Here is a 17,479-nt window from a genome sequence, read left to right as displayed (position 1 = left end):
CAGGGAGCGGCCGATGAGTCTGCCGGCATGTAGTATTTTAGCACTGGTTCTGACGCTGACCGGGGCAGGCGCTCTGGCGGAAACCAGCTTTCGTTGCAATCTGAAACCGATTTCCGGCGTCACTTGGGTTCCCGGCCGGATTACCGTGCATTTTTCCGATGATTTCACCACTGCAAAGGTCACTGATGCGGCGTTTGGTGTGTCTGTTTCAGCTAAGGTTTCGCAACGCAGCGAGACAACTTATGCGATCAGCTGGTCGTTGCCGGGGCTTGCGGTACTGACGGACAGCGGGCAGGCAAAGCCGCGCTTCAGGGCCGTTCTGAACACCGCAAACTTGAAGATGAGCATTCAATCGACCCGAACAAGCGGCACAAAACAGCCGCCGCGCGGTTCGGGGACCTGCCGCCGGGAGCCGTCTTTGTCACGGCTGGCCCAGAACCACATTGGATGGAACTAAGCGCGTGTACTGACTTGGCGGGTTTCTTTGTTCAGGCGGTGCAACTGCAGATTGCCATTGCATTGAAACCGGTATCCTTGCATCACTGCGCTGCATCAAAATTGGACCCATCTGAATGAAACGATATCTAACGGCTGCATCCATTGTGCTGGCAGCAGCGTCCTCCGCAGCAGCGGGAAGTAAAGGCACCACCACATATGACTGCGAGGTCAAGTCGTTTACAAACAAGGGTTGGATTCCCCCAAGAGTCATCGTTGTTGTCGACAATCTGGAACAGACTGCGCAGGTTTATGACGGAATCATTCATACAGTGTACGGCGAACCACAATCTGCTGAAGTGAAGCCGCGGGATGAAAAATCGCTGTTCCTGAATTGGCGTGTGGAAGGTATTCCAGTGGGGAATGTCAATACGACCGCAAAGGCACAGTATTCAGGTATTCTGAACAAGAAAAACAACACGTTGTCGGTGCGTGCGTTGCTCTCCGAGTTTGGCAACGAACCGCGCGGCAGGGGCAAGTGCAAGGTCAAAAAAGGGTAGCCTTGCAGATCTGCCCCGGTTGTTCATTGCAGCCTCGCGCCTTCCAGTAGACGAGGTCCGGATTCCGTGGGGCTGGTCTGCCGGGGTTAGGGCTCAGACGGGAAGGACTCCAGTTCGACGATGAACGTAACAGCCGTGCGCGGAATGGAGCTGTACCTCCTTATTGCCATGGCCGGATGTCGGTTAGGTGGAAATCTGCACATAGGCCTTGCGCGGAAATGGGGCCTTGGCACTTGACCTGATAGCGCGCGCACAGCATGTATCTGCGCAGGAACGCAATCTTTTTTACAGGGGGCCCAAATGGCTTTTGAACTTCCCGATCTTCCTTATGCACACGACGCCCTGGCTGCCAAAGGCATGTCGGCCGAGACCCTGGAATACCACCACGACCTGCACCACAAGGCCTATGTCGATAACGGCAACAAGCTGATTGCCGGCACCGAGTGGGACGGCAAGTCGCTGGAAGAGATCATCAAAGGCACCTATGACGCCGGTTCCGTTGCCCAGAACGGTATCTTCAACAACATCTCGCAGCTGTGGAACCACAACCAGTTCTGGGAAATGATGGGCCCGGGCGCCAGCGCAATGCCGGGCGAGCTGGAAAAGGCGCTGGTCGAGTCGTTCGGCTCGGTTGACGAGTTCAAGTCGCAGTTCTCCGCAGCAGGCGCCGGCCAGTTCGGTTCCGGCTGGGCCTGGCTGGTTAAGAACGCCGACGGGTCGCTGGCAGTGACCAAAACCGAAAACGGCGTCAATCCGCTGTGCTTCAACCAGACCGCACTGCTGGGCTGCGATGTGTGGGAACACTCCTATTACATTGATTTCCGCAACAAGCGTCCGGCTTACCTGACCAACTTCCTGGACAACCTGGTGAACTGGGAAAACGTCGCCTCGCGGATGTAAGTCCTGAGCGGCATGAATTCTGGAGCGCCCGGTCACCCGACCGGGCGTTTCTTGTTTGGACCGACGGCTGGCGCGTATTGCGCACGGCCCGCCGGAACTGGGGGAACGGTGATGACAGAGGCAGCCAAGGGCATACTGGCAATGGTCTCGGCCTGCGTGGTCTGGGGGCTGTCGGGGATCTACTACAATGCTCTGTCGCATGTGCCGCCTGAGCAGGTTCTGTCGCACCGGGCTTTGTGGTCGTTTCTGTTTTTTGCCGGCGTGCTGCTGTTTCAGGGCCGGATCGGCGCCTTAACGGCAGCTTTCACCAGCAGGCGGAGCATATTGTTTCTGGTTCTCGCAACAGCGATGATCTCGCTCAACTGGTTTGTGTTCATCTCTTCAGTGCAGACCGGTTACGCCACCGAGGCGAGCCTGGGGTACTATATCTTTCCGTTGCTGAGCGTACTGCTGGGGCGGCTGGTCTTCGGCGAACAGCTGAGCCGGGCGCAGGTCGCGGCTGTCGGGCTGGCGGTGCTGGCGGTTGCGGTGCTGTCCTTCGGGCTGGGGGCAGCGCCCCTGATCCCGCTGGTGCTGGCGATCAGCTTTGCCCTTTATGGCGTTGCGAAGAAACAGATTTTGCTGGGTCCGGTGGTGTCTGTCACCGCCGAAGTGCTGCTGATCCTGCCAGTGGCGCTGGCGGTGATCTGGTTCACCGGCGGCGCAGGTTTTCTGGACGGCACTTCGACCGCTGTGATGCTGGCGTTTTCCGGCATCCTGACCGGGCTGCCGCTGATCCTGTTCAGCTATGCCGCCAAACGGGTGCGGCTGGGGACGGTGGGGGTGTTGCAGTACCTGAACCCGACGTTGCAGTTCCTGGTGGCGGTGCTGGTCTTTGCCGAGCCGTTCACCCCCTGGCACAGCGCCGCCTTTGCGCTGATCTGGAGCGCGGTTGCGGTGTTTTCATTCTCGGCCCTGCGTCAGGAGCGGGCGTCGCGCAGGGCGGCAATGGCCGCCACCGGGGTGTCAGCCCAGATAAGATAATCCGCGGTGTCCTGACCGGCAAAGCCCTGGCCGACGATATGGTCCAGCAGGTCGCGCAGCTTGTCCCAGTAACCAGCGGTGTTCAGGATCACGATGGGCTTGCCGTGCAGGCCCAGCTGGCGCCAGGTGAGCGCCTCGAACAATTCATCCAGCGACCCGGCGCCGCCGGGCAGAACCACCACCGCATCGGCGTTCCACAGCATGACCTTTTTACGTTCATGCATGGTCTCGGTGACAACATAGGTGCTGAGATCGGATTTGCCGACTTCGCGCTTTTCCAGGTGGCCGGGGATCACGCCAAAGGTTTCGCCGCCCGCTGCCTGGGCGGCGCGTGCGACCTCTCCCATCAGTCCGACATCGCCGGCGCCATAGACCAGCCGCATCCCGTTTTCAGCCAGTGCAGTGCCAAGATCCCGTGCGGCTTGGGTATAATCTGGCAGCGCTCCGGCACGGGAGCCGCAATAGACACAGACGGATTTGATGCTCATTGGCCAGCCTTTCCGTGGAATTTCAAAGTGAAACGCAATTGGTGTTTTGACCCGTGATAGCGGGATTGGTAGGTTTGCTCAACTAAGCGGAAGGCAACATTCCGCAAATGCCGAAGGGATCGAAATGGCGGAAGCATCTGGAAGCGGGGGCCTGGGGGCCCTCACAATTGGCGGTATTGCCGGCGTGGCCGTGATGCTGGGCGGCGTGGCGCTGTTCCAGCTTGGGGTGTTCGGCAGCGGCCAGCCAGGCGGCGGGACGGCGGACGGGCAGGCGGGCAGCCAGGCGGCAAACGGGAGCGGTGCGTTTTTAGGGGATGGCGATGAATCCGGTCAGCCGCTGCAGAACCGGGCACGAACCAAAGCTGAAACGGCGGCTGTTGTTCCAGACACCGGCGGAGCTGAGGCAGAAACAGGTGCGCCGGCAGCGGCCTTGACGGTTGCGGATCCGGAGGCAGGTCCGGAACCGGTGCCGGAGGCGGCTGCGGCAGGGGAACTTGGTGAAACAGCGGTTTCTGAAGGCCAGCCGGAAACGGCCGGAACTGAAACCGAAACATCCTCGGATCAAACTGCCGAAGCAGAGGCGCGGCCGGATGAAATCGCCTTGGCCGAACCTGGCGGCGAGGTACAGGGCACCGGTCAAGCAGCACCGCTGGCGCCGGATGTCAACGAAGGCATCTTTGTTCTGGAAGCCCCCGAGCTGGACCTGGTGCGTGTCGACAACGAGGGCTCTGCGGTGATTGCAGGGCGCGCCCAGGCGGGGGTGCGTATTTCGGTCTTGCTGGACGGCGAAGTGCTGGAGCAGCTGGAAGTGCCAGCGGGCGGTGAATTCGTCTCTCTGACCACGATCACACCAAGCACCGATGCACGGGTGGTGTCGCTTCTGGCCGAACATGAAGGGCAGAAAAATGCCTCCGGGGCGTCCTTTATTCTGGCGCCGGCCAGCCCGGTTTCGGTCGCGGCGGCGGGCGAGGCCGCCCAATCGGCGCAGGCCGCGGAAACCGGGGCTTCGCGCGCAACGGGTGCGGAACAAGACGTCACAGCGCCTGCGCCGGAACAAGTTGCCACCCTGGACCCTGCAGAGAATGCCCTGGTGGAACAATCCGGGACTGAAGCCCCAGCGGCCTCCCTGGATCAACCCGCAAGCTCAGATGCAGGAACGGCGGACGCAGGCGAAGATGTTGCCAGCGCCGGGCAGACAACAGCCAATGCTGCAGCCGAGGTTCCGTCTGCAGCAGATCCCGCGCCTGCCGTCGAACCCGGAACGCCGCAACCGCAGGGGCAGGCTGTGGCGGTTCTGAGGGCTGACGCGGAGGGCATCGAGGTGGTGCAGCCCGCAATTCCTGCTGACCCAGGGTTGGGTGACGAAGTGGCATTGGATTCAATCAGCTACAATGGCAGCGGCGGGGTTGAGCTGTCGGGACGGGCGCAGCCGCAATCACAGGTGCGGGTCTATGTCGACAACCGGCCGGTGGCCGAGCTGGGCGCCGCGGCAGACGGGCGCTGGAGCGGCCGGCTGGAGGATGTGGCACCAGGCATTTACACCCTGCGCCTGGACGAGGTCGAACCGGCAACCGGCGCTGTGGTCAGCCGTCTGGAAACCCCCTTCAAACGCGAAGCGCCCGAGGCGCTGCCGCAACCGGGCGGCGACGCAACGCCGGAACAGCCAGTGCCATTGGTTCAGGCGGTAACAGTGCAGAAGGGCGATACGCTCTGGGCCATATCGCAGCAGAAATACGGCAGCGGCTTTCTGTATGTCCGGGTTTTTGAGGCCAACCGCGGCGCGATCCGAAATCCCGACCTGATTTATCCGGGGCAAGTCTTTACTGTTCCGGAGTAACGCCAGAGAACCGCGCCCCTGCGGCGCGTTTTTCCTGTCCGCCCCTCGCAAATCCGTGAGCAGGTGAATATCTGAAGGGGTCAAGCCAGGAACCGCCATGACCCAGACAGACCAGGCCGCCGTGCCGTTGCAAGCCGATACCGCCGAAGACGAACGCCGCTCCGGCCTGCGCACCTTGCGCAGGGTGGGACCGTATCTTTGGCCCAAGGATAACCGGGCCGTGAAGGTCCGGGTGGTGCTGGCACTTGCGGTGCTGGTCCTGGCCAAGCTGATCGCGGTTTACACACCGATGCTGTACAAGGACGCGGTCGACAGCCTCGCCGGGGAGGGCGTGCCGCCGCTGGCTTTGGGCGCCGTCGGGCTGACGGTGGCCTATGGCATGTCGCGGGTCCTGACCACTGGCTTTCAACAGCTGCGCGATGCAATCTTTGCTCCGGTCGGGCAGCGCGCCTTGCGGCGTTTGGCGCTGGAGACCTTTACCCATATCCACCGGTTGTCGATGCGCTATCACATCACCCGCAAGACCGGGGGCCTCAGCCGGATCATCGAGCGCGGGGTGAAAGGCGTCGAATTTCTGCTGCGGTTCATGCTGTTTTCCATCGGACCGCTGATCCTGGAGCTGACGCTGGTGGCGGTGATCCTGACGGTGCTGTTCGACGCCTGGTATCTGGCGGTCGTGGCCGGGACCATTGCTTTGTATGTCTGGTTCACCTTTGCGGTGACCGAATGGCGGGTGAAACTGCGCCGCGAGATGAACAAGCAGGACACCGACGCCAATCAAAAAGCCATCGACAGCCTGCTGAACTACGAGACGGTCAAGTATTTCGTCGCCGAAGAGCGCGAGGCGGCGCGTTATGACGGGGCGATGCGGGGCTATGCGCAGGCGGCGCTGAAAACAGCTTATTCGCTGGCAGCCCTGAATTTCGGCCAGAGTATGATTATCACGGCGGGCCTTATCGGTGTCATGGTCATGGCCGCGATCGGCGTGGAGCGGGGGGCGCTGACGGTCGGCGATTTTGTCATGGTCAACGCCTATATGATCCAGATCACCGTGCCGCTGAACTTCCTTGGCACTGTCTACCGCGAAATCCGCCAAAGCCTGGTGGACATGGGCGAGATGTTCGATCTTCTGGAGCAACCGGCCGATGTGAGCGACCGTCCCGGAGTTGGCGAGCTGGAGGTCAATGGCGGCCGGATCACGCTGGAGGATGTGCGGTTCTCCTATGATGCCGGGCGGGAGATCCTGAAAGGTGTCTCGCTGGAGGCGGAGCCTGGGCAGACGGTGGCGATTGTCGGCTCTACCGGATCAGGAAAATCGACCATCGGACGGCTGTTGTTCCGCTTTTATGACGTCACCGGCGGCGCGCTGAAGATCGACGGGCAGGACGTGCGGGATGTAAGTCAGAAAAGCCTGCACCACGCGATTGGTGTGGTGCCGCAGGACACCGTACTGTTCAACGACACGATCCGTTACAACATCGCCTATGGCCGCGACGGGGCCACTCAGGCCGACGTGGAGCAAGCGGCGCGCGACGCGCAAATCCATGACTTCATCGCAGCCCTGCCAGAGGGTTACGGCACCCAGGTTGGTGAGCGCGGACTGAAACTGTCGGGCGGCGAAAAGCAGCGGGTTGGCATTGCCCGCACATTGCTGAAGAACCCGCCGGTGCTGCTGCTGGACGAGGCAACCTCGGCGCTGGACACCGACACAGAGCAGGAGATCAAGGAAGCGCTGGCGCGGGCCGGGCAGGGGCGCACGGTGATCACCATTGCCCACCGCCTGTCAACCATTGCTGAAGCGGACCGGATTGTGGTGCTGGAACAGGGGGAAATTTCCGAGACCGGCACGCATGACGAACTGCTGGCGCAGGATGGCCGCTATGCCCGGCTGTGGCAGCGCCAGCAGGCGGAAAAGGACACGGCCTGACGGCAAGCTGCGGACAGGGCAGCGAAGGCAAATCGCTCATGGAAAAAGGCCGGTTCAGCAACCGGCCTTTCCTGTTTCGTGCAGTGTAAAACCGGACCTAGAAATCGTCCCAGCTTGCGTTTGCTGCTTTGGCAGGCATCGGAACTGCTGAATCGAATTCGATATCTTCACCATGTGCGCTGGGACCTGCCGGCGCCGTGTCTGCGAATGTGCTGGGCGCGGCCGGGGCGGCCAGTCCGGCAATTTTGAATTGAGCCACAACCTCTGCCAGCTTACCCGCATCGGTGTGCAGCAAGTGGCCGGCAGCGGTGGCTTCTTCCACCATGGCGGCATTTTGCTGGGTGACTTGATCCAGCTGACTGACGCCGGTGTTGATCTCGCTCAGGCCGGTCGACTGCTCGGCAGCGCCTTCGGCAATGTTGGACACCAGTTCCGAAACAGTGTTGACGCGGTCCACGATGCTGGTCAGCGCCACGCCGGTTTCACCAACCAGATCGACCCCTTGTTTCACATGTTTGGAGCTGTCGCCGATCAGTGTCTTGATTTCGGTTGCCGCATCAGCAGAGCGCTGAGCCAAAGCCCGGACTTCGGACGCGACAACGGCAAAACCCTTGCCGGCTTCCCCGGCTCGGGCGGCCTCGACACCTGCATTCAGGGCCAGAAGATTGGTCTGGAAAGCGATATCGTCGATGACCGAGATGATCTGTGAGATCTTGACCGACGACTGCTCGATCTCGTTCATTGCGGCAACCGCGTTTCGCACCACTTCGCTGCTGCCTTCGGCCTCCTGGCGGGCTTCCTGCATCGTGTTCTCGACGTCGCGGGCACCCTCGGCTGAGGATTTTACCGAAGAGGTCAGCTGTTCCAGCGCGGCAGCGGTTTCTTCCAGCGTGGCGGCCTGGCTTTCTGTGCGGTTCGACAAATCATCCGAGGCGGTGCTGATTTCGGTTGCGCCGTTGTGGATGCTGCTGGTGGCCGAGATCACCTGTGTGATGGTTTCCTTCAGCGTTGACACTGTGGTGTTGAAGCTTTGGCGCAGCTGATCATATTCTTCCGGGAACGCCTCGACGATGGTGCATTCGAGATCGCGGTTGGAGAGGCGGGCGAGATTGTCTTCAAGCTTGCCGACGACGGCACCGCGGTCGGCAATGCGGCTGGCCTCGATGGAGGCGAGTTTGTCTTCGCCTTCCGCCAGCGCAGCACGGGTTTGTTCCATTGCGCGGCTGAGCTTGCCGACTTCGGTCTTGGACTGCAGATACGCCGGCTCAAAATCAAACTCCTTGCGGGAGAGTCTGTCCAGGTCGGCCTGCAGGGCGCCGAACTGCTTGGTGAAGGCCATGATCAGGCGCAGACCGATGGTGCCGCTGACAACCAGCGACACGGCGACCGCAACCAGGGTGAGGATCAGCGCCTGGCGGGCATTGCTTGCTTCCTCAACTGTGAGGGCAATCATTGCACCGGTGACAGTGTTTTCCACATCCCTGAGAGAGCTGACCCAGCGGGTTGCCCGGTCAAACCAGTTTTGCGACGTGTACCCTGGTGCCGGGTTGCCCGGGCCTGCATCCAGAACTTCGGTGCGGATGCCTGGCAGCCCGGTTGCCTCCAGGCCCCCACGGATACCCAGCTCCGGCATCAACCCGTCAAAGGCAAGGTTTGCGATGTCGAGAAGCTGTTTCTCCACTGCTGTGGTTTCGGTGAACCAGCGGTAGAGGTTCAAATTGAAACTGCCCGCGCCAAAGCCGGATGCCCCCGCAGCCCGTTGCTGGCCTGCAGCTTCCTTGGCGTAGGCCAGGCTGACCAGGCCGGCGCTGTATTGCACCACTTGTGCGTTCTTCATTTGCAGCAGCTGTGCGCTGGTATCCCGCAGAAGGCTGGCAATCATTGCGGAATAGCGCGCGCCCATCTGACCCGGTGTCAATGTTTGAGCGGTGACGGAGTCACGCAGTGCGGCAAGTTGCTCCAAATGCTTCAGCGTGGAGGCTGCTGTCTGCGGCACATTTTGCGCCGCCCCGTCCACCTCGGCTCTGGTGCTGTTCAGGTCAGCTGCACCGGATTGGTTGTCCGAGGACAGATAAACTGCGGACAGGCCGCGCTCAACCTGCAGGAAGTGGATGACCTTCATCAATGCAACGGATTCGCTGGTCTGTGACCGCGAGGATTGCGCACTTTGGTAACGGTCCCAATCCGACAGAGCCTTAAAGCTTCCGATACCGGCGAGCGCGATGAATGGGATAGCGATAAGTGCCAGGATTTGCGATCGTAATGACATTTCATTTCCTCAACAAAAAAACACGCAAAGCGGGATGCGATTCCGCTTTAATACACCTATGGCATGTGGGGAATAAGATTTTGTGAACTGCGGGAGGGACGAGGTTTCTGCAGCTAAACAGACGCTTTCCGATGGAAGTCTGGCTGCAACTGTTCCATTGGCCAAACCGCAGCAGGCCGGGCCAATCTGGCGCCTAGTTGCCAGTCCCGGCAAGTACTGAAAGGGTGCGAACGATGCGGGCGTGGTCATGACCTAGATGGTGGCCGCCCTCAAATACCACCTGCTGCCGCCCAGGCAGGCTGGAAGCCGGGCAGGCGCTGACGGTCTCTTTGCGGCCATACAGGCATAAAATCCGCTCGGGCGGCAGGCTGGCGGCCAAGGCGTCAATGGCCGGGGCCACCTCAACCGAGCCGGTCTTCCGGCCCAGCCAGCCGCCAACAACGATTTCAAAACCGGTGTGCGTCTCCGGCGCAATCAGGCCGACACCTGCCAGCCGTGCCCGGAAACGCTCCGGCAGCTCAGCGGCGGCGAAGGGCAGGGTGTTGGCGCCAAGCGAGAACCCCAGCAGCAGCAGCTTGTCCCGCCCGAATACAGTGCGGTAATGTGCGTCTATGCGGACAAGATCCGCGGCGATCTGTTCCGGGCGTTTCTCCTGCCACATGTAACGCAGGCTGGAGATGCCGGCCACCGGAATGCCCCGTGCTGCCAGCCGGTCGGACACCTGTTCGTCAAAATTGGCCCAGCCGCCGTCGCCGGACAGAAAGATGGCGTAGGTGCCGCTGGCAGGCGCATCCGCATCCTGGTGAATAGTAAGAGGCAGACCGTCCAAGCCGGAGCCTGCGGCGGCGGTCTGCGTGTCAAAGGCGTGATCGGTGCCAGCAAGGCGCAGGTAGCTTTGATAAAACGCGCGGCGCGGATCGGATTTTGGATCGACCACAGTGGCGCCGGCAATACCGCTGGCGGCGGAGATGGTTCCCGGCGGCGCGATGTCCAACCATCGCACCGGGGCTTTTCCCGCCTGTGCGTCTGTCAGCGCATTGCCTGCGCAAAGCACAGGGGACACGTCGAAGTGCACGGTGACCAGCCCCTTGAAGCTGTTGGGTGCGGCGCCTGCGGCGTGGAGGGCGATGGCCGCGCCCTCGCCATAGCCGGACAGAACCGGAGTGCGGGCCAGGGCGCCCAGCTGCTGCTGGGTGCGGCGGGAAAGGCCGGACAAAAGCGGTGCGGCAGCAGCACAATCCCCGTCCGCCTGCGACAGCAGCGCCCGCCCGTCCACGCCGATAACCAGGGTATGCATGTCCGACAGGCGCTGCGCCCGGGCGGCCAGCTCTTTGCTCCAGCCTTCGGCGCCGGTGATGATCAGCGCTGTCGAGCGGGCCTCCTTGCCGTCCGGAGCTATGACCGCGGATGGCTGCAGCCCGCGCGCATCCGGTTGTCCGGGACAGGTGCCGGCGGTGAGAAACAACAGGGCCGCGGCCCAGGCGAACCCTTTCCGGAGATCAAGTTGCCGTGCCATGTGCTGCCTTCCGGGACTTATCCTCGTCTACCGGCAGAATATGCATAACTTTCCTGCGGAACCGTGAACAGCGCCGCGGCCTTGCCAGGCAGAAGTTTACGCTGGGGAAGCCGTAAGCAGCTTTCCCCATTGACCGGTAAAGCGACGTACCTAAAGTGCTGTCATTCCGGGATCAGCGGCACGGGCGCCGGCTGACCTGATCGAAAGGACAATCAGATGAAGACCCTTCTACCTGCCGCCGCCGCGGCTGCCCTCCTGGCTTTTCAGGCTCCTGCCTTTGCCGAGGACCTGGAATTCCTGCTGATCAATGACAGCAGCGCCGATTTGGTTGAGTTCAATGTATCCCCGGCGTCTTCCAGCGATTGGGAAGACAATCTGATGGATGGCGGCTATCTGGCGCCTGGTTATGAGATCGGTGTGGTGATTGCCGACGGTGCAACCACCTGCGTCTACGACATCCGCGGCAGCTTTGATGATGGATCCGAAGCAGAAGACTTTGGTCTCGATCTGTGTGATCTGGGTGAATACACCTTTACCGACTGATCCAGGCAATGGGTGGGCGCGCCCCGGCTGCTGCAAAGAAAAGCCCCGCCGGAGCGGGGCTTTTTTTGCGGCCGGTTATTCGGCTGCGCGCAGGCGGCCCTGCGGTGCGGGCGGTTCGGGTTCTCCCTCCTCCGCTTGGGCTTCAAGCGTTTCGGGGGGCGCGCTTTCGACCCACTGGATTTCCGTCGTCGGCAGCTGGCGCGCCTTTTTGAACAGGCGCGAGTCCTGCGCGATGCGGCTGGAGCGGCCGCGGGTGATCCGCGACAGCGCCCGGCCCAAGGCGCGCATGTAGGTGGCGAACCACACCCGGATGGCCAGCAGCGAGGGGGTGACCACCAAGGTCAGCACCGTGGCGATGCCCAGGCCGAATACCACAGCGGTTGCCAGCTGTTTCCACCACAGCGCAGTGGGGCTGTCGATCGAGTAGCCGCCGTCGATGAAGTCCAGGCTGACGCCGAACATCATCGGGGTGAGGCCGGCCATCGTGGTGATGGTGGTCAGCAGCACCGGGCGGATACGCGCCTCGGCGGTGCGGATGATCGCCTCGATCCGCGGCATCTGCTGGGCGAACTCCTGATAGGTGTCGATCAGCACGATGTTGTTGTTCACCACAATCCCCGCCAGCGCCACGATGCCGGTGCCGGTCATGATGATCGAGAACGGCTGCTGCATCACCATCATGCCGATCAGCACGCCAGTAGTGGACAGAACCACCGCCAGCAGCACCAGCGCCGCGTTGTAGAAGCTGTTGAACTGGGCCAGCAGGATCACGAACATCAGCGCCAGCGCGCCGGCAAACGCCTTGGACAGGAAGGCGCCGGACTCCTCCTGCTCCTCCTGGTCGCCGGTCCATTCCCAGCCGATACCGCGCGGCAGCGGGTCGCTTTCCAGCCACTCGGTAATCACGGCGATCCGCTCGTTCGGGTTCACCGGGCTGACCCTGGCACCATCCTCAAGTGCTGCCTTCAGCGCCTCGAGGCTTTCGGCACCCGTCAGCTGGACCAGCTGCAGGATCTTGCCGTTGGGCGAGACGATGGTTTCTCCGGTAGCCTGCGTGCCTTCGGGCAGGTCCTTGAGCAGCGCCAAGCGGGTCATTTCGCCGGTATCCGGATCTTCGATCACGGCCTTGCTCAGACCCGCGTCCACGTCGGCCTTCACGTCATAATAGCGCTCTTGGCCGATGCGGTTGATCTGGGCCAGTTTCGGCACCGGCTGGCGGGTGATGAAATTGGACAGCGGCACCAGCCCGTCGGCAGTGCGGACCTTGAGGTTATCGAGCGTTGACAGCACCCGGTCCTGCTCCGGCAGGCGGACGCGGATGTCGATTTCTTCGTCCGAGCTGTCCATCCGCATGTCACCCAGCAGCACGCCGCGTGTCACAAGCTGCACCATCGCGCCAACGGTTGCCACATCGGCGCCGTAGCGGCCGGCCTTTGTCACATCGACGTCGATCTGCCAGTCAATGCCGGGCAGCGGCAGGCTGTCTTCGATCAGGATCAGTCCGGGAGTGTTTTCAAAGTGCGCCCGTGCGGCCAGGGTGGCGGAAGTCAGATCCTCCCAGCCGTCACCGCGCAGGCGCAGGTGCACTGGTTTGCCGGAGGCCGGACCTTGCGCCAGAGCGCGGACCTCAACTTCGAACCCGGGCAGCTTGACCATTTCGGCGTTCAGCTCATCCAGAACCGTGTTGCCGTCGTATTCCTCGGCAATGAGTTCCTTTTCAAAACCCAGATACTTGCTCAGCAATCCGCCGAACCAGCCGTCCAGCGGCTCGCTGTCGGTGGGGCGGTCTTCCCAGGGGATGATCTCGAACTGGACCTGGCCGATGGTGTCGGGCGGCAGCTGCGCACCGGAGCTGTCGGTGTTCAACCCGCCGTCGCCGGCAAAGGAAAAGACGTTGATCACCGCGTGGTGCTGCAGGATGATGTCTTCGGCGGCGCGGACCATTTCGTCCTTTTCCAGCAACGAGATGTTGCCGCGGGCGCGGACGTAGGCGGTGGCTTGCTCCGGTTCCGAATCCACGAAGAATTCAACGCCGAGGTTGTTTTCGCCAAAGGTTTTGAACACCGTCATGATGGAAAATGCCACCACGGCGATGGTCACGATGGGCATTACCGGGTTGCCGGCGATGAATTTGATCACATGGCCGAAAGGCGTGTGGTGGTAACCGGGGGTAACCTCTTTCTGCTCGCGCTCGATCTTGACCGCACTCAGGGTGATGGAGGCGGCAAAGGAGGCAAGCGTAAAGACCAGCCCGCCAAACAGCACGCCGCCCAATCCGCCGGCTCCGCCGCCCAGAAGGTAGGACGGGTTCAGCATCTGCATGGCGCCTGCAAACATTCCCCACATGGCCACCGGCACCAAGGCGGCGCGCAGCCACCAGGGCGCGACCATGCGCAAGGCGCGGGAGGCGCCCTCAAACGTGCGGCTGATGCGGCCGGTGACACCGCCCATGACAGGCAGGTAGATCAGCGCCACCACCAGCGAGGCAGATAGCACGAAGATCATGGTAACCGGCAGCATGCCCATGAATTCACCGGGCACACCAGGCCAGAACAGCAGGGGCAAAAAGGCACAGAGCGTGGTCGCGGTGGAAGACACCACCGGCCAGAACATCCGCTGCGCCGCCTCGACATAGGCGTGCATCGGGCCGGTGCCTTCCTTAATGCGCTTGTCGGCGTATTCCACGATGACAATGGCGCCATCCACCAGCATGCCCACGGCCAGGATCAGGCCGAACATCACCATGTTGGAAATGGTGACGCCCATCAGCGCCAGGAAGGCAAAGCACAAGAGGAACGAGGTCGGGATCGCAAAGCCGACCAGCAGTGCTGCGCGGCTGCCAAGTGCGGACAGAACAACGATCATCACCAGCGCCACGGCGGTCAGAACCGAGCCTTCAAGCTGGCTGACCATCGAGCCGACAACGCGGCTTTGGTCGTTGGAGGTGCCGACTTCAACCGCGGCCTGCAGTTCCGGCGGCCATTTGGATTTGGAGGCTTCCAGCGTCTCTTTCACCAGGTTGACGGTGTCGATAACGTTGTAGCCCTTGCGCTTGACCACCTGCAGCGCCACGGTGTCGCCGCCGTTGAACCGGGCAGTGCCGACCCGGTCCTCGAAGGTGAAATTGATCTGCGCCAGCTCCCCAAGGGTTACCACACGGTCGCCGTTGGTTTTGACCGGCAGCTGATAGATATCCTTCACTTCGTCGAACGAGGAGGGGATCTTGACCGCAAAAGTGCCCTGTGCGGTTTCCACTTCACCCGCCGCAATCAGCTGGTTGTTGTTCTGGACAACATTGATCAGCTCAAGTGCTGTGACGTTATAGGCCTCCAGCCGCAGCGGGTCGATCAGCACCTCGACCATTTCGTCGCGGTTGCCTGCGATCCCGGCCTCCAGCACGGCGTCCAGCGCTTCAAGATCGTCCTGCAAGTCCTTGGCAATGCGCGCCATCGTGCGTTCCGGAACGGCGCCGGTCAGGTTCACGATGACGATCGGGAATTCCGAGAAGTTGATCTCGGTGATCGAGTATTTCTCGGCGCCTTCGGGAAACTCTGCCTCGGCCTTGTCCATGGCGTCGCGCACGTCGGCCATGATCGCGGTCTTGTCCCAGCCGAAATCAAACTCCAGCGCCACACCGGCATAACCCTCGGCGGCGGTTGAGGTCATCTTGTCCAGCCCGTCGAGATCGGCCAGCTCGGTCTCCATCACCTTGACCATCAGGGATTCGGAATCTTCGGCGGAAATGCCGGGGAATGGGACTGAGATGAACAGGGCGGGGATTTCGATGTCCGGCTCGCCCTCTTTGGGCAGCATTGAATAGGCGACGCCGCCGACAAGCAGCGAGATTGCTATAAAGGCCAGGACCATCCGGGCACGGCCGGCAGCCCAATCGACAATGCCAATCACTGTTCAGTCTCCCGGTAGGTGGCCGCCACGGCGACGCCTTCGGTCACAAAATCCTGCCCCACCACGATTACATCCGCGGTTTCGGGCAGGCCGCCGAGCCAAACGCCGTCGGCCTCATCCCTGAGCAGTTGCACGGGGTAGAATACCACGGTGCTGTCGGACCCGACAACACGCACACCCAGCTTGCCTTCGTTGTTCAGCGTCAGCGCCGATTGCGGCAGCTTATGCGCAAGCCGGCCGGCCGAAGAAATCGCGATATCCGCCGTTTGGCCGTCCCGGATGCTGAGATCCGGGTTGGGAACGGTGATTTCCACCTCAAACGTGCGGGTGTTCGGGTCGGCAGAACGGCTGAGGAATGTGACTTCCCCTTGCACCTGCTGGCCGGTTGCCAGCTCGGCGCCTGCCGTGGCGCCCAGGGTCACTTTGTTCACCTCGGCCTCGGGCACGTAGCCAACCAGCTTGATGGTGTCGAGCTGGATCACGGTCCCGCACAGGCTGCCAGGCTGCAGCAGGCTGCCCAGCTCGGCGGTGTCGCTTTCCAGCAGACCGTCAAACGGCGCGGTGATGGTCAGATGGCTGAGTTCTTTTTCTGCGGTAGCTACGGCAGCCAGTGCCGTCCGCTCTGCGGCCTCGGAGGAAGCCAGCCGGGTTTCCGAAGCGTATCCGCCCTGGGACAGCTTAGAGGAGGCGGTCAGGTTGATCCGGGCTTCTTTCAGCTGGGCCTGCGCCTGCAGCAGCATGGCCGGGCGGGTGCCGGGGTCCAGTTCGCACAAGAGGTCGCCCTTCTTAACATGCGACCCTTTGCGCAGAGGTTCGGAAATCACAGTCGAGGTGATTTCGGCCCGGACTTCGACCTGGCGGATTGCCTGGGTCTGGCCGCGCAGGATGACCGCGCTGCCAATGGTGCGCGCCTTGCTTTGCAGCGCCACCACGCCAACGCGCGTGTCCGCGGCCTGGGTCAGCGCCTGGCCGTCATCAATGCCGGTTTCGGCCTCGGCTGCCTCCGGTGCATTCTCGCCCCGGGCGAAGGCCATCAGATCGTCGCGCTCAATCACCACCAGATAGAGGCCGGCCGTCACAGCCACTGCAGTCAGCATCGGAATGATACGCATATCGGGTCTTCCTGTTTCTTGTCTGGTCCCGGGTGCAAAATGAGCCATAGCCAGAATACGGCGGGGCCTGCTCACAACGGGAGTCGCGCGTATGGATAAGCCTGATATAGGAGATGTCCATTCTAAACTAAGTGGTTTAGTTCACATTTCTTGCTTTTCTGGCGTAATTGCCGGCGTTTCTGGTGCAAACGGGCCACTTGGCTTGGGCTTTGAGCCGGGTTAAGAGGGGCGCAACGCATTCAATACCGGTTCGGGCGGAACGTCCGGGCGGCGCATATCAGGGGCTTTTCATGAGCGATACCGACAGCTTTATCGACGAGGTGACCGAAGAGGTCCGCCGTGACCGGCTTTTCCTGATGCTGAAACGCTACGGCTGGATCGGCGGTGCTGTGGTGGTGCTGATCGTCGGCGGCGCGGCGTTCCGTGAGTACAGCAAAGCACAGGACCAGGCGGCGGCCGAAGCGCTGGGGGATGCGATCACCGCGGCGCTGGAGATTGACGGCAGCGGCAGCCGGTCCGAAGCGCTGGCTGCGGTTTCAGCCGAAACCGCAGGCGGCGCGGCTATTCTGAAGATGCTTGAAGCCGGTGCGCTGGCGGACGCGGGTAACACCGCTGAGGCCGTGGCGCGGCTGGAAGCCGTGGCGGTCAATGGCGAACTGCCGCTGATTTACCGCCATATTGCCAGCTTTAAGGCGCTGGCCCTGCAGTCCGGAACCCTGAGCGCCGACGACCGCCGCCTGCAATATGAGGCGCTGGCCCAGCCGGGCGCGCCGCTGGCACTGCTGGCCTCGGAACAGCTGGCGCTTTTGGAGATTGAAGAGGGCAACAGCGCTGCCGCAATCACCCGGCTTCGCGGGATTGCGGCGGATGCGGCTGTGAGTGCGGACTTGAAAGAACGGGCAACTCAGGTGATTGTGGCGCTTGGCGGCTCCGTTGAGGATGCCTCTGCGCCTGAGGGGTAAG

13 protein-coding genes are annotated in these 17,479 nt (G+C 62.0%); 8 read left to right on the top strand and 5 right to left on the bottom strand.

Annotation, left to right across the window (positions count from 1 at the left end; all coding sequences use genetic code 11):
• Window positions 1-13 precede the first annotated feature (13 nt).
• From ETW24_RS10935 to rarD, 4 genes are all read left to right on the top strand, one after another.
• A complete protein-coding gene (locus tag ETW24_RS10935; RefSeq protein WP_129371091.1) occupies window positions 14-457 on the top strand; it encodes a hypothetical protein in 444 nt (147 codons plus the stop codon).
• A gap of 115 nt (window positions 458-572) precedes the next feature.
• On the top strand, window positions 573-995 hold the full coding sequence (locus ETW24_RS10930) for a hypothetical protein (RefSeq protein ID WP_129371090.1): 423 nt from the start codon (window positions 573-575) through the stop codon (window positions 993-995).
• A gap of 300 nt (window positions 996-1,295) precedes the next feature.
• Window positions 1,296-1,895, top strand: coding sequence for a superoxide dismutase (locus tag ETW24_RS10925; protein ID WP_129371089.1), 600 nt, complete (start codon window positions 1,296-1,298; stop codon window positions 1,893-1,895).
• A 111-nt stretch (window positions 1,896-2,006) separates the two neighbouring features.
• Complete coding sequence (gene rarD, locus ETW24_RS10920) at window positions 2,007-2,918, top strand: EamA family transporter RarD (RefSeq protein WP_129371088.1); 912 nt, start codon at window positions 2,007-2,009, stop codon at window positions 2,916-2,918.
• Here the strand turns inward: rarD and ETW24_RS10915 are convergent.
• The gene (locus ETW24_RS10915; RefSeq protein WP_129371087.1) at window positions 2,855-3,406 is read right to left on the bottom strand and encodes a TIGR00730 family Rossman fold protein; all 552 of its coding nucleotides are present in this window, start codon (window positions 3,404-3,406) and stop codon (window positions 2,855-2,857) included. The genes rarD and ETW24_RS10915 overlap by 64 nt on opposite strands.
• 124 nt (window positions 3,407-3,530) lie before the next feature.
• On the opposite strand from ETW24_RS10915, the gene ETW24_RS10910 reads away from it, so the two are divergent.
• Window positions 3,531-5,243 (top strand): LysM peptidoglycan-binding domain-containing protein, encoded by a 1,713-nt coding sequence (locus tag ETW24_RS10910; protein ID WP_129371086.1) that lies wholly within the window; start codon window positions 3,531-3,533, stop codon window positions 5,241-5,243.
• A 97-nt stretch (window positions 5,244-5,340) separates the two neighbouring features.
• Window positions 5,341-7,170 (top strand): ABCB family ABC transporter ATP-binding protein/permease, encoded by a 1,830-nt coding sequence (locus ETW24_RS10905; protein ID WP_129371085.1) that lies wholly within the window; start codon window positions 5,341-5,343, stop codon window positions 7,168-7,170.
• 97 nt (window positions 7,171-7,267) lie between these two features.
• Here ETW24_RS10905 and ETW24_RS10900 read toward each other — a convergent pair whose 3' ends face one another.
• Together ETW24_RS10900 and ETW24_RS10895 are read right to left on the bottom strand one after the other, a co-directional pair.
• Window positions 7,268-9,439, bottom strand: a complete 2,172-nt coding sequence (locus ETW24_RS10900; RefSeq protein WP_129371084.1) for a methyl-accepting chemotaxis protein — start codon at window positions 9,437-9,439, stop codon at window positions 7,268-7,270.
• 193 nt (window positions 9,440-9,632) lie between these two features.
• Window positions 9,633-10,955 (bottom strand): AcvB/VirJ family lysyl-phosphatidylglycerol hydrolase, encoded by a 1,323-nt coding sequence (locus ETW24_RS10895; RefSeq protein ID WP_129371083.1) that lies wholly within the window; start codon window positions 10,953-10,955, stop codon window positions 9,633-9,635.
• A 216-nt stretch (window positions 10,956-11,171) separates the two neighbouring features.
• Between ETW24_RS10895 and ETW24_RS10890 the strand changes: the two genes are divergently transcribed.
• On the top strand, window positions 11,172-11,498 hold the full coding sequence (locus ETW24_RS10890) for a hypothetical protein (protein ID WP_129371082.1): 327 nt from the start codon (window positions 11,172-11,174) through the stop codon (window positions 11,496-11,498).
• Window positions 11,499-11,573: 75 nt separating this feature from the next.
• Here ETW24_RS10890 and ETW24_RS10885 read toward each other — a convergent pair whose 3' ends face one another.
• Together ETW24_RS10885 and ETW24_RS10880 are read right to left on the bottom strand one after the other, a co-directional pair.
• On the bottom strand, window positions 11,574-15,404 hold the full coding sequence (locus tag ETW24_RS10885) for an efflux RND transporter permease subunit (RefSeq protein ID WP_129371081.1): 3,831 nt from the start codon (window positions 15,402-15,404) through the stop codon (window positions 11,574-11,576).
• Complete coding sequence (locus tag ETW24_RS10880) at window positions 15,401-16,516, bottom strand: efflux RND transporter periplasmic adaptor subunit (protein ID WP_129371080.1); 1,116 nt, start codon at window positions 16,514-16,516, stop codon at window positions 15,401-15,403. The genes ETW24_RS10885 and ETW24_RS10880 overlap by 4 nt, the downstream gene beginning before the upstream one ends.
• Window positions 16,517-16,806: 290 nt before the next feature.
• On the opposite strand from ETW24_RS10880, the gene ETW24_RS10875 reads away from it, so the two are divergent.
• The gene (locus ETW24_RS10875) at window positions 16,807-17,478 is read left to right on the top strand and encodes a hypothetical protein (RefSeq protein WP_129371079.1); all 672 of its coding nucleotides are present in this window, start codon (window positions 16,807-16,809) and stop codon (window positions 17,476-17,478) included.
• The last annotated feature ends 1 nt before the right edge of the window (window position 17,479 follow it).

It is taken from the genome of Leisingera sp. NJS204 (assembly GCF_004123675.1).
Classification (GTDB): Bacteria; Pseudomonadota; Alphaproteobacteria; order Rhodobacterales; family Rhodobacteraceae; genus Leisingera.
Note: the sequence above shows the minus strand (reverse complement) of the source record. Positions and strands in the feature narration are given on the sequence as shown.

Excerpts from the sequence above, each read along its gene's own strand:
- ETW24_RS10935 (WP_129371091.1), top strand. The coding sequence starts at position 14 with ATGAGTCTGCCGGCATGTAGTATTTTAGCACTGGTTCTGACGCTGACC.
- ETW24_RS10930 (WP_129371090.1), top strand. The coding sequence starts at position 573 with ATGAAACGATATCTAACGGCTGCATCCATTGTGCTGGCAGCAGCGTCC.
- ETW24_RS10925 (WP_129371089.1), top strand. The coding sequence starts at position 1,296 with ATGGCTTTTGAACTTCCCGATCTTCCTTATGCACACGACGCCCTGGCT.
- rarD (WP_129371088.1), top strand. The coding sequence starts at position 2,007 with ATGACAGAGGCAGCCAAGGGCATACTGGCAATGGTCTCGGCCTGCGTG.
- ETW24_RS10915 (WP_129371087.1), bottom strand. The coding sequence starts at position 3,406 with ATGAGCATCAAATCCGTCTGTGTCTATTGCGGCTCCCGTGCCGGAGCG.
- ETW24_RS10910 (WP_129371086.1), top strand. The coding sequence starts at position 3,531 with ATGGCGGAAGCATCTGGAAGCGGGGGCCTGGGGGCCCTCACAATTGGC.
- ETW24_RS10905 (WP_129371085.1), top strand. The coding sequence starts at position 5,341 with ATGACCCAGACAGACCAGGCCGCCGTGCCGTTGCAAGCCGATACCGCC.
- ETW24_RS10900 (WP_129371084.1), bottom strand. The coding sequence starts at position 9,439 with ATGTCATTACGATCGCAAATCCTGGCACTTATCGCTATCCCATTCATC.
- ETW24_RS10895 (WP_129371083.1), bottom strand. The coding sequence starts at position 10,955 with ATGGCACGGCAACTTGATCTCCGGAAAGGGTTCGCCTGGGCCGCGGCC.
- ETW24_RS10890 (WP_129371082.1), top strand. The coding sequence starts at position 11,172 with ATGAAGACCCTTCTACCTGCCGCCGCCGCGGCTGCCCTCCTGGCTTTT.
- ETW24_RS10880 (WP_129371080.1), bottom strand. The coding sequence starts at position 16,516 with ATGCGTATCATTCCGATGCTGACTGCAGTGGCTGTGACGGCCGGCCTC.
- ETW24_RS10875 (WP_129371079.1), top strand. The coding sequence starts at position 16,807 with ATGAGCGATACCGACAGCTTTATCGACGAGGTGACCGAAGAGGTCCGC.